This is a genomic window from Pigmentiphaga sp. (assembly GCF_033795525.1).
Classification (GTDB): Bacteria; Pseudomonadota; Gammaproteobacteria; order Burkholderiales; family Burkholderiaceae_B; genus Pigmentiphaga.
In genome coordinates this window covers 37,335-58,732 of the sequence record NZ_JARYGM010000012.1, presented here as the reverse complement: position 1 = coordinate 58,732, position 21,398 = coordinate 37,335, and the positions used below count along the sequence as shown (strand labels likewise).

The 21,398-nt window shown below is 65.9% G+C and carries 18 protein-coding genes and 1 tRNA gene; 2 read left to right on the top strand and 17 right to left on the bottom strand.

What is annotated here, in order from left to right; translation table 11 throughout:
- Positions 1-9: 9 nt before the first annotated feature.
- The 5 genes from QHC78_RS18870 to QHC78_RS18850 all read right to left on the bottom strand — a co-directional run bounded on the left by QHC78_RS18870 (position 10) and on the right by QHC78_RS18850 (position 6,824).
- Positions 10-864, bottom strand: a complete 855-nt coding sequence (locus QHC78_RS18870) for an enoyl-CoA hydratase family protein (RefSeq protein ID WP_319747322.1) — start codon at positions 862-864, stop codon at positions 10-12.
- A 26-nt stretch (positions 865-890) separates the two neighbouring features.
- Complete coding sequence (locus QHC78_RS18865) at positions 891-1,433, bottom strand: MarR family winged helix-turn-helix transcriptional regulator (RefSeq protein WP_319747320.1); 543 nt, start codon at positions 1,431-1,433, stop codon at positions 891-893.
- 10 nt (positions 1,434-1,443) lie between these two features.
- Positions 1,444-2,217, bottom strand: a complete 774-nt coding sequence (locus QHC78_RS18860) for an SDR family NAD(P)-dependent oxidoreductase (RefSeq protein ID WP_319747318.1) — start codon at positions 2,215-2,217, stop codon at positions 1,444-1,446.
- 3 nt (positions 2,218-2,220) lie between these two features.
- Positions 2,221-4,614: a bifunctional salicylyl-CoA 5-hydroxylase/oxidoreductase gene (locus QHC78_RS18855; RefSeq protein ID WP_319747316.1), complete on the bottom strand. Its 2,394-nt coding sequence runs from the start codon at positions 4,612-4,614 to the stop codon at positions 2,221-2,223.
- A 125-nt stretch (positions 4,615-4,739) separates the two neighbouring features.
- Positions 4,740-6,824, bottom strand: a complete 2,085-nt coding sequence (locus tag QHC78_RS18850) for an ATP-dependent helicase (RefSeq protein ID WP_319747314.1) — start codon at positions 6,822-6,824, stop codon at positions 4,740-4,742.
- A 59-nt stretch (positions 6,825-6,883) separates the two neighbouring features.
- On the opposite strand from QHC78_RS18850, the gene QHC78_RS18845 reads away from it, so the two are divergent.
- On the top strand, positions 6,884-7,789 hold the full coding sequence (locus tag QHC78_RS18845) for a DUF72 domain-containing protein (protein ID WP_319747312.1): 906 nt from the start codon (positions 6,884-6,886) through the stop codon (positions 7,787-7,789).
- A gap of 4 nt (positions 7,790-7,793) precedes the next feature.
- On the opposite strand, the gene QHC78_RS18840 is transcribed toward QHC78_RS18845, so the two are convergent.
- Together QHC78_RS18840 and QHC78_RS18835 are read right to left on the bottom strand one after the other, a co-directional pair.
- The gene (locus QHC78_RS18840) at positions 7,794-9,113 is read right to left on the bottom strand and encodes a cytochrome c (RefSeq protein ID WP_319747407.1); all 1,320 of its coding nucleotides are present in this window, start codon (positions 9,111-9,113) and stop codon (positions 7,794-7,796) included.
- Positions 9,114-9,130: 17 nt separating this feature from the next.
- Entirely contained in the window at positions 9,131-9,742 is a 612-nt protein-coding gene (locus QHC78_RS18835; protein ID WP_319747310.1) for a c-type cytochrome, read from the bottom strand.
- A 310-nt stretch (positions 9,743-10,052) separates the two neighbouring features.
- Here QHC78_RS18835 and QHC78_RS18830 point away from each other — a divergent pair, with 310 nt between their 5' ends.
- The gene (locus tag QHC78_RS18830) at positions 10,053-10,394 is read left to right on the top strand and encodes a hypothetical protein (RefSeq protein ID WP_319747309.1); all 342 of its coding nucleotides are present in this window, start codon (positions 10,053-10,055) and stop codon (positions 10,392-10,394) included.
- 104 nt (positions 10,395-10,498) lie between these two features.
- On the opposite strand, the gene QHC78_RS18825 is transcribed toward QHC78_RS18830, so the two are convergent.
- The 10 genes from QHC78_RS18825 to QHC78_RS18780 form a co-directional block, all read right to left on the bottom strand.
- A tRNA-Arg gene (locus QHC78_RS18825) sits at positions 10,499-10,575 on the bottom strand.
- 176 nt (positions 10,576-10,751) lie between these two features.
- Positions 10,752-11,432, bottom strand: coding sequence for a DUF2968 domain-containing protein (locus QHC78_RS18820; RefSeq protein ID WP_319747307.1), 681 nt, complete (start codon positions 11,430-11,432; stop codon positions 10,752-10,754).
- A gap of 119 nt (positions 11,433-11,551) precedes the next feature.
- Positions 11,552-12,913: a sigma-54 dependent transcriptional regulator gene (locus tag QHC78_RS18815; RefSeq protein WP_319747304.1), complete on the bottom strand. Its 1,362-nt coding sequence runs from the start codon at positions 12,911-12,913 to the stop codon at positions 11,552-11,554.
- A 50-nt stretch (positions 12,914-12,963) separates the two neighbouring features.
- On the bottom strand, positions 12,964-15,135 hold the full coding sequence (locus tag QHC78_RS18810) for a TadG family pilus assembly protein (protein WP_319747303.1): 2,172 nt from the start codon (positions 15,133-15,135) through the stop codon (positions 12,964-12,966).
- 13 nt (positions 15,136-15,148) lie between these two features.
- Positions 15,149-15,877, bottom strand: coding sequence for a DUF3613 domain-containing protein (locus QHC78_RS18805; RefSeq protein ID WP_319747301.1), 729 nt, complete (start codon positions 15,875-15,877; stop codon positions 15,149-15,151).
- A 60-nt stretch (positions 15,878-15,937) separates the two neighbouring features.
- Positions 15,938-16,807, bottom strand: coding sequence for a tetratricopeptide repeat protein (locus QHC78_RS18800; RefSeq protein ID WP_319747299.1), 870 nt, complete (start codon positions 16,805-16,807; stop codon positions 15,938-15,940).
- 11 nt (positions 16,808-16,818) lie between these two features.
- Positions 16,819-17,787, bottom strand: coding sequence for a type II secretion system F family protein (locus QHC78_RS18795; protein WP_319747297.1), 969 nt, complete (start codon positions 17,785-17,787; stop codon positions 16,819-16,821).
- 4 nt (positions 17,788-17,791) lie between these two features.
- On the bottom strand, positions 17,792-18,727 hold the full coding sequence (locus QHC78_RS18790; RefSeq protein WP_319747295.1) for a type II secretion system F family protein: 936 nt from the start codon (positions 18,725-18,727) through the stop codon (positions 17,792-17,794).
- Positions 18,727-20,070, bottom strand: a complete 1,344-nt coding sequence (locus tag QHC78_RS18785; protein WP_319747293.1) for a TadA family conjugal transfer-associated ATPase — start codon at positions 20,068-20,070, stop codon at positions 18,727-18,729. The genes QHC78_RS18790 and QHC78_RS18785 overlap by 1 nt, the downstream gene beginning before the upstream one ends.
- A 49-nt stretch (positions 20,071-20,119) precedes the next feature.
- Positions 20,120-21,388: a pilus assembly protein CpaE gene (locus tag QHC78_RS18780; protein WP_319747291.1), complete on the bottom strand. Its 1,269-nt coding sequence runs from the start codon at positions 21,386-21,388 to the stop codon at positions 20,120-20,122.
- Positions 21,389-21,398: the final 10 nt, after the last annotated feature.

Here is a 21,398-nt window from a genome sequence, read left to right as displayed (position 1 = left end):
GCGGCTCATTCAATCCCCCTCGAACACGGGCTTCTGCTTGGCTACGAAAGCATGATAGGCCCGGTGGAAGTCATTGGTGGCCATGCAGATCGCCTGCGCCTGCGCCTCCGACTCGATGGCCTGTTCGATACTCATGTTCCACTCCTGATGCAGCATCCGCTTGGTCATGGCATGGGCGAACATCGGCCCCTGAGCCAATCCCGCAGCCAGCTCGCAGGCCTGGTCCAGCAGCGTCTCGGGCTCGCACAGGCGGTTGAAGAATCCCCAGCGCTCTCCCTCGTCGCCGCTCATGGAACGCCCGGTATAAAGCAGCTCCGAGGCCCTGCCCTGCCCGATCAGCCGCGGCAGCAGCGCGCATGCACCCATGTCGCAACCGGCCAGGCCGACGCGGGTGAACAGGAATGCGGTCTTGCTGCGCGCGGTGCCCCACCGCATGTCGGCCGCCATCGCAAGAATGGCCCCCGCTCCCGCGCAGACCCCGTCCACCGCGGCAATGATGGGTTGCGGACAAGCCCGCATGGCCTTGACCAGGTCGCCCGTCATCCGCGTGAAGGCGAGCAGCGAAGGCATATCGAGCCGGGTGAGCGGGCCGATGATCTCGTGGACATCGCCGCCCGAACAGAAATTGCCGCCGGCACCCTGCACCACGACGGTACGGATATCGTCGGCGTACGCCAGCGCGCGGAAGAAATCGCGCAGCTCGGCGTACGAATCGAAAGTAAGCGGATTCTTGCGTTCGGGCCGATCCAGCGTCACCACCGCCACCGCGCCGCGGATCTCGAGCGCGAAATGTTGGGGCCGGTAATCGGCCATCGTGGTACGGCCGCCGTGCAACATCTGCCTTTCGCCGTGGACATAGCGCATCGTATTCTCCTGCCGTTTCGCGGGTGTCATTTGCGTTCGCCGAGCCGTTTTTCGTTCAGGCCCTGCTTCAACTGGGACAGCAATTCGATCAGCGTGTCCTTGGATGCCGCCGGCAAGGACGAGAACAGCTCGATGATCCATTGTTCGTGCACTGCGGCCATCTTGGCGAACGCGCGGCGGCCCGAGGGGGTGAGCTTGACGACGAACGCCCGCCTGTCTTCGGGTGCCGGTTCGCGCACCACGAGCTTTTCTTCCTCGAGCTGATCGGTAATCCCGGTCACATTGCCGCCGGTCACCATCATGCGCTGCGAGAGCTCGCCCATGCGCAGCCCCTCGGGATGCCGCTCGAGCTGAGCCATGAGGTCGAAGCGCGGCAGCGTAATGCCGAAATGGGACCGCAGGCGGGAACGGATCTCGTTCTCGATGCGTACGGTGCACGACAACATGCGCAGCCATAGCAGCAGCGATTGATGATGGTCTTCCGTCAGCCTGGCTTCCAGGTCGAGCACCGGCCAAGGCTCGCGTCCCGTGCCGGCAACGTCTGATTCATCGATGGGCTTGCGAGCCATCGTTACTCCTTCAAGTGACTTCGCCGCCGGCCACGGCAATGGCCTGCCCGTTCATGGCCCCGGAGGCCGGCAGACACAGCCAGACCGCGGCGTTGGCCACTTCCTCGGGCTGTACCAGGCGCCTCTGGGGATTGAACGCCGCGAGCGCGGCCTTGGCCTCGGGTTCGCTGCGGCCGGTGCGGGCCGATATGTTGGCAATGGCCTCGCGGCCGAGGTCGGTTTCCGTAAAACCTGGGCACACGGCATTGACGGTCACGCCCTTGGTGGCCACTTCGAGCGCCATGGCGCGCGTCAGGCCGATGACCCCGTGCTTGGAGGCGCAATAAGCGGCGGTGTAAGCGTAGCCGATCAGCCCGGCGGTGCTGGCCACGTTGACGATGCGTCCCCAACCGGCTTGCAGCATGGCGGGCAGGACCGCGCGCGAACAATAGAACGTACCGCTCAGGTTGACCGCCAGCATGCGCGCCCATAAGGCATCGTCGGTCTTGGCCACGGCGGCCGACCCGGCCTGGCCGGCATTGTTGACCAGGACATCGATGCGCCCGCCCGCCTTCGTGGCGGCGCCCATGCCCTGGTCGACCGAGACCGCATCGGCCACGTCCATGCGCACGCATCGCACGGTCCCCAAAGGCGCTAGCTCGGCTGCGGCGCTATCCAGCGTGGCCGGGTCCCGTCCGGCGAGGGTCACCGCTGCCCCGCTGCGCAGCAGTTCCCGGGCGATGGCCAGCCCGATGCCGCGCGCCCCCCCTGTGACCAGGGCATGCCTGCCGTGGAGCTGGTCCATGGCCTACACCAGCAGCCGCGCGGCGATCTCGCGCGGCGTAAGGCCCGGCTCCGCGGCGGCCAGCTGGCGCTCGCGTTCCAGGTTGCGCTCCAGTTGCACGCGACCGGCATAGTATTGCTTGGGCCACCCGGCATCCCACCCCATCTTGGTGGCCTCCAGCAGCGTCCAGGCCGGGTTGGCGAGATGCGGCCGGGCCAGCGCGCACAGGTCGGCCCGGCCCGCGGCAATGATGCCGTTGACGTGGTCGGCCTCGAAGATCGCCCCTACCGCTATGGTGGCGATCCCTGCCTCGTTGCGGATGCGGTCGGCGAACGGCGTCTGGAACATGCGGCCATAGACCGGCTGCTCGCGCTTGCTGACTTGTCCCGACGAACAATCGATCATGTCGGCGCCGGCCTGCTTGAACAGGCGGCCGATCTCGACCGCATCGTCGGGCGTGATGCCGCCCTCGACCCAGTCGTGCGCCGAGATGCGCACGCTCATGGGTTTGTGCGCCGGCCATACCGCCCGCATCGCCGCGAAGATTTCGAGCGGGTAGCGGCAACGGTTCTCCAGGTTGCCGCCGTATTCGTCGGCACGGCGGTTGATGAGCGGCGAAATGAACGTGGAAAGCAGGTAGCCGTGGGCGCAATGCAGTTCCAGCCAATCGAAGCCCGCCTTGTCGGCCTCGATGGTGGCCCGCACGAAATCGTCCAGAACGCGCCGCATGTCTTCGCGGGTCATTTCGCGCGCCATCTGCGAGACGCCCTGCAGGTACTGCGTCTCGGACGCCGCCAGTAACGGCCAGTTGCCCGATTCGAGTGGCTGGTCCGTGCCTTCCCAGGCAACCCTGGTCGAACCCTTGGGCCCCGCATGGCCCAGCTGCATGGCGATCTTGGCATCGGTATGCCCGTGCACGAAATCGACGATGCGCTTCCAGGCCGCCGTATGTTCCGGGTGATAAAGGCCGGGACATCCCGGGGTGATGCGAGCATCGGCCGACACGCAGGTCATTTCGGCAAACACCATGGCCGCCCCGCCCATCGCCCGGCTCCCCAGGTGAACCAAGTGGAAATCGCCCACCGTGCCGTCGACGGCCGAATACTGCGCCATGGGCGACATGACGATACGGTTCTTCAGTACCAGATCGCGCATCCGCAGCGGCGTCAGCATCGGCGGCAGCGGCTTGTTGTCCTGCGCGGCCGGCAGTTCCACGCCGGCCGACGCTATGGCCCGGCGGGCGAACCAGCGCTCGTAGCCTTCGACGTAGGTGGCATCGCGCAGGCGCAGGTTCTCATGCGAGAGGCGCTGGCTGCGCGTGAGCATGGAATAGGCAAACTGCTCGGGCTCCAGGTGCACGTAGCGATCGACGTTCTCGAACCATTCCATGGAGTTGCGGGCGGAGCTCTGGATCTTCAGCACCTCGATTGCCCGCACGGCCTCGTATCCGGCCATGACGCCGTCCAGATCCTGTCCGGCGTAGGTATCGAAGCAGCGGACCAGCTCGATGGCGTCCTCCAGTGCCAGCTTGGTTCCCGAGCCGATGGAGAAGTGCGCGGAATGCGCGGCGTCCCCCATCAGCACCACCGGCACGCGCTTGCCGCCGATCTCGTTCCAGTGCACCCAGCTTGCGCAGACGATGCGCGGAAAGCGGATCCAGTTGGCCGAGCCGCGCAGGTGCGGCGAATTGCTCATCAAGGCATGGCCGTCCAGGTACTTGGCGAAAAGCCGCTCGCAGAAGGCGATGGCCTCGGGCTGGCTCATCTTGTCGAGGCCCGCGCGCTGCCATACCGCGTCCGGCGTCTCGACGATGAAAGTGGACGTGTCCCCGTCATACTGGTAGGCATGCGCCTGGAACCAGCCGTGCTCGGTTTCCTCGAAGGCGAACGTGAAGGCGGAAAACAGCTTCTTGGTACCGAGCCAGACGAAACGGCAGTGGCGCGTTTCGATATTGGGCTTGAATACGTGCTCGTAGCGTTTGCGGACCTTGCTGTTCAGTCCGTCTGAAGCCACGACCAGGTCGGCGCCGTAGCGGGCAGCGACTTCCTGGTCGTCGTCCACTTCGGTTTCGAAGACCAGCTCGACCCCCAGTTCCTGGCACCGGTCCTGCAGGATGTTGAGCAGCCGCTTGCGGCCGATGCCGCAAAACCCGTGGCCGCCCGAAGTAATAGTGCGTCCCTTGAAATGGACGTCGATGTCGTCCCAATGATTGAAGGACTGGAGGATGCGGCGAGCCGTGGGTTCGTCCGCCTGGACCAGGTTGCCGAGCGTCTGGTCCGAGAAGACCACGCCCCAGCCGAAGGTATCGTAGGGCCGGTTGCGCTCGATGACGACGATGCGGGAAGACGGATCCCGCTTCTTCATCAGCAATGCGAAATACAGCCCGGCGGGGCCTCCTCCGATACAGACGATATTCATGAATCCTCCGCTGGCCGAACGATCGCTGGATGGCGGGTCGAACCGGACATCCCGCCTGGTGCACTGGTTATTATTTCATACTTAAAATATTTTTGCGTCAAGCATCTGGGGCGGGAAAACCGCCGCTAGCGCCAGGCGTTGCGCATACGGCCCGCAATATCGATGCGCACGGCGGGGGCCGCGGCCGGCGCAGCCGAAGCGGTGCCCTGCCTGGCCTTGGGAAGGACCTCGAACAAAGGCAGCAGGTGCTCGGGAATGAACCGGGTGCGCGTGCCATAGACATGGCGATCGCCCATCCCGCTCTGCTGGTGGACATAGAAACGCTGCGGCACGACCAGTTGCAGGTCTTCCTTGGCGCGCGTCATCGCCACGTACAGCAGACGCCGCTCTTCTTCGATCTCATCGGCGTCGCCGGTACTCATGTCGGACGGGATGCAGCCATCGACCACGTTCAGCACGTATACGGCCTTCCACTCCTGCCCCTTGGCGGAATGGATGGTGGACAGGATGAGGTAGTCCTCGTCCAGCAGCGGCGGGCCGGATTGCGCGCTGGTGGCGTCGGGCGGGTCCAGCGTCAGCTCGGTAAGGAATTGTTCGCGCGAAGCAAAGGTGCCGGCAATGCGCGCCAGTTGCTCCAGGTCGGCGCGGCGGACGGCGGCATCGTCGTACAGCCGCTGCAGGTGCGGGGCATACCAGCGCAGCGCGAGGTCGACGTGCGCCGGCCAGGCGAGTCCCGGATCATTCAAGGCCTGGTAGGCCTCGACGAAGGCCTTCCAGTCTTCGGCGGCGGCCGCGGGCGGCGCGAAACCGGCCAGTGCACCGGCCGGGCGCTCGGATTGCGCCATGGCGTCGAGCACGCGCCCGGCCGTTGCCGGTCCTATGCCCGGCATCAACTGGGCAACACGGAAACCCGATAACCGGCTGAGCGGATTGGCCGCCCAACGCAGGACGGCAAGCACGTCCTTCACATGCGCGGCTTCGAGGAATTTGAGGCCGCCGAACTTAACGAAGGGAATATTGCGCCGCGCGAGCTCGAGCTCCAGCGCCGCGCTGTGGCTGGCCGAACGGAACAACACCGCCTGGGCCATCAGGCGTACGCCCGCCTCGCGCTGGGCGAGGATCTGGTCGGCCACCCAGCGCGCCTGCCCCGGTTCATCGCTCACGTAGACCAGTTGCGGCCGCTGCGCCGACGCGCGGTCGGTCCAGAGCCGCTTCGCATAGCGCTCGGGCGCTTCCTCGATCACCGCGTTGGAAGCGTCGAGGATGGGCTGCGTCGAGCGGTAGTTGCGGTCCAGGGTCACGACGTGAGCAGGCCGCGAAAACTGCGAGGGAAAATCGAGAATGTTGCGCACCGTCGCCGCCCGGAACGAATAGATGGATTGCGCATCGTCGCCGACCACGGTCACCCCGCGGCCGTCGGGCTTCATCGCGAGCAGGATCTCGGCCTGCAGGCGGTTGGTATCCTGGTATTCGTCGACCAGCACATGGTCGAAGGCCGCGCCCAGTTCCTGCGCAATGGCGGGCTCTTTCATCATTTCCGCCCAATAGAGCAGCAAGTCGTCGTAGTCGAGCGCGTGCTGGTCCTGCTTGGCCTCCACATAGGCGCCGAACAGGGTCTTGAGCTGCGGCTCCCATTGCGCGCACCACGGGAAATGCCGGGCCAGCACGGTTTCCAGCGGCGCCTGGCTGTTGACCGCGCGCGAGTAGATCGCCAGGCAAGTGCCTTTCAACGGAAATCGCGATTTGGTGCCCGAGAATCCCAACTCGTGCCGGACGAAACCCATCAGATCCTCGGCATCGCCGCGGTCGTGGATCGTGAACGACTCGGCCAAGCCTATGCGGGGAGCGTAGTCGCGCAGCAGCCGCGCGCCCACCGCATGGAAGGTTCCGGCCCAGGGAAGCGCCGGCGGCTGGGAACCGGACAGCCCCATGACGGCTTGCAGCACGCGGCCGGCGCGACGCTCCATCTCGGCCGCGGCACGCCGCGAGAAAGTCAGCAGCAGGAGCCGGTTGGGATCGGCACCCTTGAGGATCAGGTTCGCCACGCGGTGGGCCAGCGTGCTGGTCTTGCCCGAACCGGCGCCGGCGATGACCAGCAGCGGACCGGCCTGCTCGGCGTGCGTGCCGATGCCGTACTCGACGGCCTCGCGCTGGCGGGGATTCAGGTCGGCCCAAGGATCCTGGGCCGGCGTATCGGGCGGATGTGACATGTGGCGACGGGAAACTGTATATTCATCCAGTATAAAACGTCTCTTGTGGATTCCCCCCCATGACTGTGCGCGTCGGCACGTCGTCCTGGACCGACCCCACCTTGCTGGCCTGCGGCCGTTTCTACCCTCCCTCGGTCCGAAGCGCGGAAGACCGGCTCCGGTTCTACGCCTCCCGCTTTCCGCTGGTCGAGGTCGACAGCAGCTACTACCGCCTGCCCTCGGCCCGCATCGCGCATCTGTGGACGCAACGCACGCCTGCCGATTTCGTCTTCCATCTCAAGGCATTCCGGCTGTTCACCGGGCACTTGACGCCGGTCGATGCGCTGCCGGCCGACCTGGCCACGGAACTGGATCCTGCCATACGGGTCGTCGACTATGCCACCCTGCCCGGGGACTTGCGCGACGAACTTTGGAGCCGCTTCCTGCAAGGCGTGGAACCGCTGCGCCAGAGCGGACAGCTGGCGGCCGTCCACTTCCAATATGCGCCGCGGGTACGCAATGACACCGCTGGCCGGGCCCTGGTCCGCGAATGCGCGCAGCGCATGGATGAGCAAGCCCACGCCGTGGAATTCCGCCACCGCAGCTGGCTCGACGGCCGGGCCCGGCCGGGTACCCTGGATATGCTGCGCGAACTCGGCGCCGCGCATACCGTGGTGGACAGCCCCGGTGGCCACGTCAACAGCGTACCGGCCGTCTGGGCAGCCACCCGGGACGACCTCGCCGTCGTGCGCCTGCATGGCCGCAATCATGCCGCCTGGAATCGGCGCGGCATCGCCGCCTCGTCCGGGCGCTTCATCTACGAATACACGCCCGCGGAACTGGAGCAGATTGCGGAAATGGTGCGGCGGCTGACGCAGGCCGCAGCCCGGGTCCACGTCTTGTTCAACACCAATTTCGAGGACCAGGGCATGCGCAACGCCGCCGCGTTCGACGCCACCCTAGGCCGGCGGCGTCAGACCGCGTAGCCGGCTAGCGCGCCGCCCGGCGCACCCGGCGAACTTCCGGCAGGCTGACCGCGCTCGCCTGATTGCCCCAACTCTGGCGGATATAGGACACCACGGCTGCCACATCCTCGTCGCCCATGGCCTGCCCGAAAGGAGGCATGCCGTGCGGCTGCGGATTGCCCGCCGTAGCCGGCGCGAAGCCGCCGGACAACACCATATGGATGGCGTTGTCCGGGGACGCCGCCATCACCGAGATATTGCCTGCCAAGGGCGGCCAGGCAGGGGGCTGCCCTTGGCCATTTTCGCCGTGGCACTGCGCGCAATGCTGTCCATAGAGCTTGCGGCCGGCTTCCCTCACCGCGGGGGCAGCTGCGGCTGCGACGGCAGCCGTATCGGTGCCGACCGGCGGCAGCGATTTCAGATAAACCGCCATGGCATTCAAGTCGGCGTCGTCTGCGTACTGGAAACCCTGCCGGATGGCCTCGGCCATGGGACCTGCCGCGTGAGAACGGCGTGCGATGCCGGTCTTGAGCAAGTCGACGATGTCCTGCTGCGTCCACTCGCCCAGGCCGGTGGCACGGTCGCCGGTCAACGGCGGCGCATACCAGGACTGGCCTTCTATCAGCGATCCGGCCAGTGTCGCGCTATCGACCAGCGCGCCGAGCCGGTTGCGCGGCGTATGGCATTCCGCGCAGTGGGCCAGGCCCTGGACCAGGTAACGGCCTCTCAGCCAGGCGTCGGACGTGCCTTCGGCCGGCGTCTCCTGCGGTCCGGGGCGGAAATAGAAGGCCCGCCATACAGCCACCAGCCAGCGCTGGTCGTAGGGGAAGGCCAGGTCGTGGGGCCGGTCCGGACTGGCAATGGCCGGCAACGAGCGCAGGTAGGCGAACAACGCGTCGGCATCCTGGCGCGATACATGGCGATAGCTGGGATAAGGAAACGCGGGATACAGCAGGCTGCCATCCGGCGCCTTGCCGCGGTGCAAAGCGCGCCAGAAATCATCGGCGCTCCACTTGCCCAGGCCGTGCTCGGGGTCGGGCGTGAGGTTGGGGCCGTAGAACGTCCCGAACGGCGTCGCCAGCGCCCGGCCTCCGGCATAAGGCTTGCCACCGGCCTCGGTGTGGCACCCCATGCAATTGCCCACGCGTGCGAGATACCGGCCCCGCTCGATCAATTGTGCGGCATCGATGGGCGGGCCGGCCCCTTCCGGCGCCTGGGTGCCGTGGTCGCGGTATCCGAGCCAGAATACGATCCCGGCCCCGGCGATCAGCATGGCGAGCAGAAGCCCGAAAAAAGCTTGCCTTGTCAGGAAACCGCGTTCCGGTGAATACGGGCGGAAAGCCATGCGGCCTGGGCGCCGGTTCATGGCCGCCCTCCCGCATTGACCTGACTGCCGCATTCCAGCGGCGGCGGCTCAGGGAGGCTGGGAGCCGGCGTGGCATCGCGCACGGGCTGGGAAGACAGCCAGCCTGCTACGGCGCTGACGTCCTCGGGGCGCATGCGGCGAGCGATGTCGGCCATGCAATCGGGTTCGATCGCCTTGCGCAGCCCGTTGGCCCACGCACCGAATTGCGAGCTGATGTAGTCGTGCGGCAGTCCTACCAGGGCCGGCACCGCGGGCATCACGCCGGTCAGCTTCGCCCCGTGGCAGGCCGCGCAGGCCGGCAGTCCCCGGCCGGGATCGCCCTGCATGACCAGTTGCCTGCCGCGCTCCAGCGTAGTGCCCGGCAAGCCCGACTGGCGCGGTTCGGGATAGGGAGGATGCTGGTTGGAAAACCAGACGGCGATCTGCCGCAGGTAATCGTCCGACATGTTCTCCAGCAGATGCTGCATGGGGCGGTACTGCCGCCGGCCGGCCCGGAAATAGACCAGCTGGTTGTAAAGGTAGTCTGCCGGCTTGCCGGCGATACGCGGGTAATAGCCGTCAGGGCCGGCACGGCCCTGCGTGCCGTGGCAGCCGGTACAGGCCGCCATGCGAGCTTCCATCGTGCCGGGCTTCAGCGTAGCGGCCGGCTGGGCCGCCAATGGTGCCGCGACAACGAACGCGGCAAGTCCTCCAACCCATTTATATTTATGTTTCGAGGCGAGTGGCATGATTCATCGCAGGGACCGAGATACCCCGCGCATCGCGTTTCGACTCCGTCAGTGTACCCGCCGGCACGACGCGGGCCTGTATCAGTTTTACGAAACTGGCTTGGGTTGTGCAGACTGCCTCTGTCCCTTGCCGATCCTGCCGGGCGGGCACGAGGGTTGCTGGATGGTGCGACCAGACCACGGAGGCATCATGAAAGCGACTTATCCCATTCTTCTGGCTACGGCCTTGTCCCTGGCGGCGCCGCTCGCCGGCGCCGGCGAGAGCCGGACCGACAAGGCGATCGATGCCGCCAAGCCTACCCAAGGCCACGGCGATACCCACGACCGCGGGGCCGAACAGAAAGGTGCGCAGGAACTGCCATCAGGCGCCCAGACCGGCGGCATGCGCACGGGCGTACCGGAGGGAGCCGGGCGCGGCGGCAAGGACCCGGCGGCCAATAACCCAAGCACGGCAGGCCCGGATAAGCCGGCCCAGCCGGACAACCGGCGAGGCGCGGGCACCGAAAAAAGCCGGACGCCCGATACGCGATGAAGGGTATTTATGCGTCGGCGCGTTGCGTCTAGAAGAAATTGCGCAGGAAGCCGCGCAATATAAAAAGGGGTTAGCGAATAGCATTCGCTAACCCCTTGCACATCTGGCGCGCCCGGCAGGATTCGAACCCACGACCCCTTGGTTCGTAGCCAAGTACTCTATCCAACTGAGCTACGGGCGCTGCAAAGAAGTGAAATTATAGCGACACTTTTTTTCCTGCGCAAATCGACGCGCAACACCCCGTTTCCCGCCCACACCGCTCGCTGCGCGAGCCCCCTACGCGGCCCCGCCGGCGCCGCCAGCGCAGCAATGCTGTCGGGACGGCCCAGTCCACGGGGCTGTGAATCAAACCGTCCGTCAGCGGCCGCGCTTGGTATCGGCGCCCACGCCGGCGTTCTCCAGCTTGGCCTGCTGCTCTTCCAGCATGCGGATCTGGCGCTGCAGGGCGTTGAGCTGTTCGCGGGCCGCCTGGCGCTCGTTGGCCAGCGCAGCGGCCTCCTGGCGGGCCTGCTCCTGCCGCGCCTGCACCTGCTGTTCCTGCTGCCGCTGCATGGTCAGGTCATTCTGCAAGGCGGTAAGCCGCGTCTCATTGGCGCTGATGAGCTTTTCCGTCACGGCGCGCTCGGCATCCAGCTTGATACGGCGGATGTCGACATCGGCCAGTTGCACCGTCTGTTCGACGAAAGCCTTGTAGGTTTGTTCGGCCTGGCTTTCGGAGGTCGTCTTGAGCACGCGCCAGAAGTTCTTCTGCTGGAACAGCGCGACGTAATAGGTGAGATCGTCCGCCTTGAAGAGCAGGCTCGCCCCATAGTTGCCGTTGTAGGTGGTACGCAGCTCGTTCAAGGCGCGGTTCTGTATCAGCTGCTGCAGCTCCGCCATGGTGCTGTTGGCAGAAGCCGTCTGGCCGCTATCGGCGGGACCGCTCTGCGCGGCGGGCGCCACGGCATCCGGCTTGGCGGTCGTATTCTGGACCACCTGGGCAGATGCTCCGAGCGACACCGCGGAAAGCAGCAGCCCAAACCCCACTTCTTGGAACATTCTGCGTGTCCTGATTTTCATTCCAGCTTCCTTGGTCATGTAAGTTCGTTGGCCTTGGCCGTAACAAGGCGCGTCAGATTTTAAAGAAAGGTCCGTGTTCATGGGCTTTTTTCGGCCGGTCAATCGAGGTCTCCCGCAATCTCCGCCTCCTGGCCGACTATCTGGTACTTGCGCATTTTTTCCCACAGCACTTTGCGGCTGATGCCCAGGTAATTAGCGGTGTCCTGACGCCGCCAGCCATGGGCATCGAGTGCGCAGATAATACGGTTGCGTTCCGCAGCTTCCTGGGGACTGCGCTCGTTGGCGGGCACGATTCCGTCGGCGAGCGAGGCGAAAATGCGGCCGATACGCTCGCGGTCCCAGGCCCGGAACTGCCGGACCGTCACGCCGACCCGCTCGGCCACATTGCGCAACTCTCGCACATTGCCCGGGAAACGGGTCCGCGCCACCAGCGACTCCAGCCATTCGGGAATTTCATCTTGCTGCTGCGGCAAGATCTGTCCGAGCAGCGCCTTGAAGATCGCGACCTTGTCCACCGCCCCGCGCGCTTCGAGGTTCGGGACCTGCAGTTCGATTACCGCGAGGCGATAGTAGAGATCGGCCCGGAACAGTTCCTGCCGCACCAGCTCGCGCAAGTCGCGGTTGGTGGCGGCCACCAGCCGGAAATCGACCGGGATCTCGGCCGCCGAACCCAGCCGGGTGACCGCGCTTTGCTCCAGGACCCGCAGCAGCTTGACCTGCTGGTAGAGCGGCAGATCGCCGATCTCGTCCAGGAACAAGGTGCCCTCGTGGGCCTGCTCGAAATATCCCTTGTGCGCGAACGTCGCTCCGGTGAACGCCCCTTTGGCGTGGCCGAAGAAATGCGATTCGAACAAGCCGTCCGGAATGGCGCCGCAGTTGACCGCCACGAAGGGACCCTTGCCGTAGCGGTGATGGCCCTCGTGCAACAGGCGCGCCACGCGCTCCTTTCCCACACCCGTCTCGCCGCGGATCAGTACGGTCGAATCGCAGTCGGCAAAGGCCGCGACTTCCGACAGGAATACGCGCATGCAGGCCGACGTGGCAATCAGCGGTTCGGCGGCCTTGGCCCGCCCGGTCTGCTCGCGCACCACGCCGGCCACCTTGAATACCAATGCGCGCAATTCCGCCGCGGTGAAGTCCGCGGTCAGGATATTCGAATATTCGGGCGGATAGACACGGGGATCGCAATTCCGCGCCTCGGCCGCCACCCAGACCACGGGCATGCCGTGGCCGGCCTGCCAATCGCTCAAGCTGAAACTGGGCCGGTCGATGACGGTGACCGAAATGACAGCGACCGAGGTTCGCACGCTCGCGATGTCGCGCGATACCGAGATGTTGTCGGCGCGGATGACATCGACGTCGAAGTTGGCAAGTGCTTTCGCCACGCGGTCGGCGATATCCGACTTGCCTTCCCAAACGTACACGTCGAGTTCGGTAGTTGGAGTTGACCGGAGTTTCATGGGCTATCGCTCAAGTACAACAAAATGCAGCATCTCATCCCTTTCGCCTCTTAGTAGACCAACCTGGCATTGCCGCAATCGACCGAGAGCAGCGACAAGTCGGTTTCTCCCAGTCCCAGACCCAGGACGTTGTTAAGCAAACCTTGCAGCAGCGAACTGAGCGCGTCGAGCAAGGGCGAAAGAATCTGGACCACCATGCCGAGGATGGCCGTCACCGCCGAGTCCCCGTTGATCATGCTGATGACGAAAGGCAGCTTGCATTGGTAGAGAGCACTTCCGCCGGCTATCCCGCATACGCCCACCACGACGTCGCCCAGCACCGCGCCCACCGTACCCAGCAGCTTGCCCACCAATTGAAGCAGGCCGGTCAGCACGGCACCGCTGGACCACGTATTGGCGAAGTCCTGCAAGGCCTGTCCAGACCAGGTCAGTTCGGCATTGATCTCGGTCAGCGATCGTCCCGCAAAGCCCGGGCTGGGCGCGCCGCCTAGCAAGCGGTACGCCATCTCGGTCTTGGTGGCTGGGTCGCTCGCACCGGACACGCCGCTTGCGCCCGGTGCGCCGAGTACGTCGCCCAGCAAGCCGTTGCCGATCGCGCTGGCAACGGTATGGCCCAGCTGCGTCAGGTCGATATTGTCGTCAGGCGTAACCGTGATGACTTCGGGCTCGGCCGGGGGGACCGGCGCCGTCGCCACCACCTCGGACGTGCCCGAGGGCAGCAGCGGCGCGTTGACCTGCGCGCGCACGGGCAGCAGTCCCAGGACGTCCAATACCTTGTGGCGTCCCACCAGGGATGTGCAGGCGTTGGTCGCCGAGAAGAAATCGTCCGTCTGGGGTGTTCCCATATTGGGGAAGCTGCCCAGGCACAAGTTGGCTACCGATGACTGCACCGACAGCCGGGCCTCCCGTTCCTGCAGCGAGGGGGAGCACATGTCCTGCAGCGTGCCGGTGGATTGGGCGACCTCCAGAATGATGGGCAGGTCGACCACCGTCCCGAGCTGGTTCAACAAACCGCCGACCAGCGGAACGGACGTCGTGCCCACGCGCAAATAGACGCGTATCTGCGCACTGTTGGCGGTCGTACCGATGCCGCCGATGGCGATGGTCGGCGGCTCAACGATACGGATCTTGCCGCGCACCAGGCCAGCCACGTTCAAATCGGGAATGCTGATCAGGTTGTCGCCATTGGCCACGCTGATCGACGTACCAAGCAGGTCCAGGACGTTCACCGTGGCATTGAGGGCGGAAAGCGGGCTCGGGGTGGTGATGTGCGCGAACACGCCCGGCTCGGTAGCCGTGCCGAACAGGCGCACGGGAAGATCCAGCGGGCTGTTCGACGAAATGGCCCGCAGCTCGGCGTGCAAGGCCTGCAGCGCAGCGACTTGCACCCCTGCCACCTGGTCCAGGCTCAACACATCGATCATGGCTTGGAGCAGTTCGCCCAGCTTGAGATTCTTGAGCGCCGCGGCTTCGTTAGGCGTACCGACATCGAGGATGGCGGTGGCAGGCAGGCCGAGTGCCTTCAACAAACCCGCCGGCGTCAGGCTGACATTGGCCAGCCCGGCCGAGCTCAGCACGTCGAGCTGCGACGGAGCCACCCCGACCGTCTCGAGCAGGTTGTACAGCAGGCTGCCCGGATACAGCCGCACCAGCCGCGACCCGACCGTGAAGGACGCCACCGACGCTTCGCGCGTCGCAATCGCCTCGACGTGGATCTTGCGCTCGCCAAAGAACGGCAGCAATGGCGGGGCCGATTGCGTAATGACGACCTTGACTGCGTTGAAGCCGACGGTACCGCGGGGCGTCCCGAAGTATTTCTGCCCTCCGGAGCCGCCGTAGGATTCGGTGGGAGGCTCCATGGCGAGCACCGTATTCTTGGCCGGATCGGGATTGGGATCCCAGCGGCCGCACGCGGGCGCCGGCGAGGGATCCATGGTCAAGCCGTAGCGCTGCAGGTTGAGGTTGGCATTGCCCACTGCCGCCGCTGCCGCGGCCGCGCAGCTGTCGCGCTCCAGTTGCTGCGCCCCGGCCAATGCGGCCAGGTCCGCGGTCTTCTGGAACTCGCGCTTCATATAAAACAGGTAGCCCAGGTCGGCCGAAGCCAGCAGGATTACCGATACCAGCATCGCCGCCGCGGCCGCGATCAGCACCGACCCCCTCTGGTTCGCCAACGGCGGCCGGGAGTCGGAAACGAACGGGGAGGAACGACGATGACGTGTCATGAGCGCACTCTGCCTATTGCTTCGGCTGCGACGTGGTTTCGTAGAACTCGGGGATGGGGTGGGAGAAGCTCTCGACGTAGCGCTGCCAACTCGGAACAGCGGTGGCGCCTAGCATGGGCAGCGCCTGCCCCGCATGGCGGCCTTCCCTTTGCATGCTCAGGACGTCCTGGGTGACTGCGCCGGCAGGCCGGCGCCGGGGCGACGACACCGCCGGGGCGGCCATCTGCCGGACCGGGGCCGATACGACCGGGGCCTGGGCCTGGGCCCGCGCGGGCTGGGGTGCCGGGGGCTGCGCGACCACGGTGGTCACCCGTTGGTCGGGCGACTGCACGGACTGGGGTCGCGCGGCCGGCACGGGCTGCGCGGCCGCGGCCGTACTACCCGAAGATCCGGGCACCTGCCGCACCACGGACGACCGGGGCGCCGAGGCGGGCGCGGCCGGTTGCTGTGCCTGGCCCGCGGCCCGCTGCTGGGCCGCCCGTTCTTGTGCCGCCCGTTGCTCCAAGGCGCGTTGCGCGGCCTCCCGCTCGGCGGCCCGGCGCGCCCGTTCCTGTGCCTCGGCCTGGCGCACGGCCTCCATCCTGGCCCGCTGCTCGGGCGTTTCCTGCAGCATCGAACCGGTCACCGGCGCATTGTTCTGTGCATGCGCGAGCGAGGCGCCCAGCAGTACCGCCAGCAACAGCGGCAGGCGTGTGCGCCGCGGGAAGGACGCTTTGTGCGGGATATGGCTGGTAGGTTTCATGATCGCCTTGATTCCACTTGTATTCGTCATCGTTGAACGGGCCCGGCAGCGCGCCGGGCCTCAGGGAGAGTTCGAACTGAACCGGTCGAGCATCGACTGCATGGGAGCCTGCATCGGCGGCAGGACCGGAGCGCTATCGGGCCGTGACCGGGCTTGCTGCGCCATGGGAGCCGGCATCTGCCGGACTACGCCGCCCGCGGCGGACGAAGGTTGTTGACGCGCGATTTCATAGGCCAACTTGCGCACCGCGGCCCGGGCATCGGTCGACAAGCCTGCCTTGGTCATGACCGTCCCTGCCCGTTCCGAGTCGCCGGACACCAGCATCAGCAGGGCGAGGTTGGCCAGGATCTTGGGATGGTCGGGAGCCAGCTCGGCTGCCTGCGCGAGCGGCAAGCGCGCCCCCGCGGTGTCTCCCTGGCGCAGCAGGGCATAGCCGAGATCGCTGGCAATCAAGGCGTTGGTGGGATCCAGCCGCGCCGCTTCCCGCAGCGACTTCACCGCGGCGCCGTAATCGCCGCGTGCGCCGGCGAGCAAGCCGAGCCCTTGCGCCGCCCCCGCTCCCACTTCCGTCTTCAGCAGCTTGCGGTACACGGCCGCACTTTGCTCGTCCTGCCCCGCTTCCCGCAGCGCGTGCCCGCGCAACAACTCGATATCCGGCGCAACGCCATGCCGCTGTTCGAAGGCATCGATATGGGCCAGGGAAGCGAAATACAAACCCTTGTTCTGCATCTCGCGTATCAACGACAGATACATGCCGCGGCTGTCGGCCGCGGGCTCTTGGTTGGCGACTTGCTGCCGCAGGATCGCCTCGTCGCTGAACCTCGGCGCGGACATGCCATAGCCGCCGGGAGCCGGCGTGGAGCTGCAGCCTGCGGCCAGCAACAGCCATCCCGCCAATCCGGCGAAGCGCACGGCTCCGCGATACATCATCGAATCCACCTTCAGCCCCCCATACGCGCGAGTCCCCGGAAGACGGCCAGGAACCCCGCCCCTCCAGTGACGATGATGAGCGCAGGCAGCAAGGTAATGACCATCACGCCGGTCATCTTTACCGTCAGCTTGCCGATGCGCTCCTTGAGCTCCATGCGGCGTTGCTCGCGCACGCGTTCGGAGAACTGCTTGAGCGGCTCTTGTACCGCGCCACCGTGCCGGTCCACCTGTACGATCAAGCGCGCCACCGCGGCAATTTCCTCGTTGCCAAAGCTCGTGGCCAGCCGCTGCAGCGACTGCTCCCGCGACAGGCCCCTGGCGTACTGGTTGACGGCAATCTCCAGTTCACCGGCCAATACGGGCAGCACTGTCCGGAACTCGGTCACGATCACATGCAGGCTCTGATCGATGGACAGCCCCACGCCTTGCAGCAGGCGAAGCAGGTCGATCAGCAGCGGCAACTCCTCGGCCGCCTTGCGCGCACGCGATGCGGCCAGATTGCGCAAGACCCATTTGGGCACCATATAGCCCAGCGCAAAGCCGACGAACAGCGAAACGACCGTGCCGCCCACACCGCCGGTACCCAGCATCCAGGCCGCAAGGGGCACGGCCACGGCCAGCACGGCGCGGGCAAAGATGAACAACGCGCGGGCGCGTCCTGGATCGGCGAATCCGCAGCGGTCCACCAACTGCCGGTCCTCGGCTTCCAGCAAGTAGGCGCCCAGGCGGCCCTGCTCCCACTTCTGCCCCAACTCGGCGGCGGTATCGAACATGGCACTCACTCGCCCTTGCCGGACGGGCGAGGCTACGCTTGCCAGCGCATCTTCGAGGACCGGGTTGGTCCGGGCGGTAATCGCGCTATCCACCACCTGTCGGCTGCGGCTTTGCCGGGAACCGCGTATCAGCAGGGCGACGCCCACCAGCAGAGCCGCTGCGGCGGCCAGAACCAGCGAGACGGCGGTCAATAGTTGTACGGACATAGACTCAAACCGATTTGGCCATGCGATACAGCCAGAAGGAACCGACCAGTTGCAGCGCGAAAGCGCCGATCAGCATCTTCTGGCCCACGGGGTCGGTCCACATCCCCATGAACATGGCGTTGTTGAAAACAACGATGAATCCGGCCACGAATACCGGCAGCAACGCGAGTATCCAGGCCGACAGACGGACCTCGGCCGACAAGGCATGCAGTTCTTCGCGGGCCTGTTGAAGGTCGCGCATGAATGCCGCCATGCGTTCGAGCACCAGGTCGCTGCGGCCGCCGAAACGGAGCGCGACGCCGATCACCGCCGCCACGAGCTCCAGCTCGTAGAACCGATAAAGCCTGGCCGCATGCACCAGCGAGGCATCGAGCTCCATCCCCGCGCGGTTCAATTGGTTGGCGCGTTCGAGTACCTCGAACAACGGCTCATCGACCGATCCGACGGCCGTATGAAAAGCGGAGCCCAGGCTGTTGCCTATGGTGATGAGCCGAACCAGCGCATCGATGAAACCGGGAAGTTGCCGCACCATCCTCTGCTTGCGCCGCTCGGCCCGCCACCAGAGCTGGAACCACGCCGCGAGCACGACCATGCCGAGCATGACCATGGCACCCAGCCCGCCCCCGAGCCACAGCACGAGCAAAGGCAACAGCACCAGCGCCGCCAGCCATGGCCCATAGAAGGCCGGCCCCGGCTCCACCCCAGCGCGCAGCATCAGGTTCTGCATCCGGCCGCCGACGCCCCGCGGCCGCACGGGCGGGTAGAGCTGCTGCGCCGTTGCCACCACGCTGCTGGCATCGTAAGAACGATTCAGCTGTTCCTCGACAAAGGCACTGGCGGCCTGGCGGCGGCTGCGCGCGGCGGCGCTCTGCCACAGCCACAAACCTGCGGCAACCAGCAGCAGCGCAATGCACAGCACCACCAACATCTGTACTGACATTACCGCCCCCTGGACCAGAAGCCGCCACCAGCGGGCGGCTCGGGTTGCTGCGCCGCCCGCAGCTGGTCGCGGTACCTGGCCAGCTTGGGGGTATGCGGGTGAATACCGAGCGAGACCCAGCGGTCCTTTTCCTCGCCGTCGGGGCCGACGAAGCTCTCGTGGCGATAAAGCTCCTGCGTAGCAATGACGTTGTCGCCCATGCCGGTCACCTCCGAAATGGAGACGATGCGGCGACGGCCGTTGGACAGGCGCGCGATCTGGACGATGAAATCCAGCGCACTGGCAATTTGCCGCCGCAGGCTGTCCTCGCTGCCCTGGAAGCCGGCGAAACCGGCCAGCATCTCTATCCGGTACAGGCACTCGCGCGGCGAGTTGGCGTGGATGGTTGCCATTGATCCCTCATGGCCGGTGTTCATGGCCTGCAACATATCCATGACCTCCGGTCCCCGCACCTCGCCCACCACGACCCGGTCGGGCCGCATCCGCAGGCTGTTGCGGATAAGGTCGCGGATCGTGATCAGCCCTGCTCCGTCAAAGCCCCCCTGGCGCGACTCCAGCCGTACGACGTGGGGGTGGTTCAGCGACAGCTCGGCGGTGTCCTCGACCGTGACCACGCGCTCCGTTTCGGGAATGAAAAAAGCCAGGGCGTTCAGCAACGACGTCTTGCCCGAGCTGGTACCGCCCGACACGAGTATGTTGCAACGCTCGCGCACGGCCAGGCTGAGCAGCCGGTGGATTTCCTCGCTGAATGTTCCGAGCGCGAGCAGGTCGGCCGGCTTGAGCGGGTCTTGGCGGAACTTCCGGATGGACACCATGGGGCCGTCGACCGCCAGCGGTTCGATGACCACGTTGAGACGGCCGCCGTCGGGCAGCCGCGCATCGACCATGGGACTGGACTCGTCCAGCCGGCGACCCAGGGGCGCCAGGATGCGGCGCACGATGCGCAGCAGATGCTGGTTGTCGGTGAAACGCAGGGTTTCGCGCTGCAGGACGCCGCGGCGCGAGACGAAGACATTGTCGTAGCCGTTGATCAGGATGTCCTCGACCGCCGGATCGGCCAGCAGGTCTTCGAGCGGCCCCAATCCCGCCAATTCCTTGGTCAGCGACTCCGCAACCAGCCTGAGCTCCGCTTCATTGATCGGCACGCGCCGCAGCCGCACGAAGCTATCGACTTCCAGGTCGACGAATTGCTGGATCGCGCTCCTGGACCAGCGTCCGAATTCCGCGCCGAGCTCTTCGATGCGGGACAGCAGGTGTTCATGCGCCGCCGCCTTCACATCCTGGAACCGCTGGGTATTCGCAAACGCCGGACTGTCGTCGGCAAATTCGATTGATGCCGTCATGATCGCATTCTCCGCAGCATGCTTATGCACTCGAAGCCAAAGTTCTTATTCATCGGGACATCAGATGCTTGTGCAGACCGGGCAACCACCTCGACAGCCACGTCGTACCGGGAGGCACCGCCTGGTCATAGGATGCGAGGGACTCGACCAATCCCTGCACGGCCCGCACATAGGGATCGCGATCCGCGACCTCGTGCAGCAACCTCCCCTGGTTCGTGCTGTTCATCAGCGCCAAAGGCCGGTCAGGCAGCGTGCCGAGCAACGTCACATCGAAACGCTGGGCGATCTGCTCGGCGGTCATTCCGTAGCGCTCGTCATAGCGGTTGACCACCAAGCGCAACCGGGCGCGATCGACATCCCTGCCGTCCAGGTCGCGCAACACGTCCGCCAGCGATACCAGTGCGCCGACGGACTGGTCGGTCACCAGCCAGGTCTGGTCCGCCGCGCGCACCATGCCGGCAACGAAATCGGGATTGGAGAAGCCACCGACGTCAGCCAGCAACAGACCGAAGTGCTGGCGCAGCTTCTCGAGCAGGCCCAGCGAGTCGGCATGGGAAATGGTCCGCATCTCGGCCAGGTCGCGAGGCAGCGATATGACCGCCACGCCGCTGGCGCTGCGCGTCAACGCGGTGTTGACCAGGGTCTCGTCGAAACGGCGCAGGTTACGCACGGCTTCGGCGAAATGGAAGTTGCCGGACACGTTCAGGTAGAGCTGACCGTCGGCGACCGGCAGGCCGAGATCGAGCAAGGCGGCTGGGCCACGAAGACTGCCCGGCCGTCCCTCGCGCTGCCCTTGCAATTGCACGAGCGTGGTCAAGTGTGCGGCCAGCGTCGTGGTCCCCAGTCCGGCTCGCACGCCCAACAAGGCCACCAGCTGCCCCTGGTTCGATGGGTGGCTGGACGCATGGGATTGCAGCACCCGCCGGACGACGTCGCGTACCTCGACCTCGTCATCCGGGTCGATGAAATCTCGCACACCGGCACGCAAGGCCGCCACCGCGCCTTGCGGACGGGTCATGCTGCCGACCGCCACAACAGGCAGCGCCGGCGCCACGCGGGCCAGCGTGCGCGCCAAATCCGTGGCGTGCAGCAGTTTGGCCGGCTCGTTGTCGTCCACACCGAAATCGAGCAAGACCATCTGCGGACCGAGTTCTGCCAGCCGGGCCGACAGCCGGTCCGGAACGATGTCTTCCTGGACCACCACGCCATCGTGCCGCAGCACGGCAGCCAGCCGCTGCGCCGCACGGCTATCGCCGGTAAAGAACAGGAAACGGCGGGTATCCAGCAGACTCGCCAACTCCTTGCTCGAGGCGTTCATACGGTGCTCC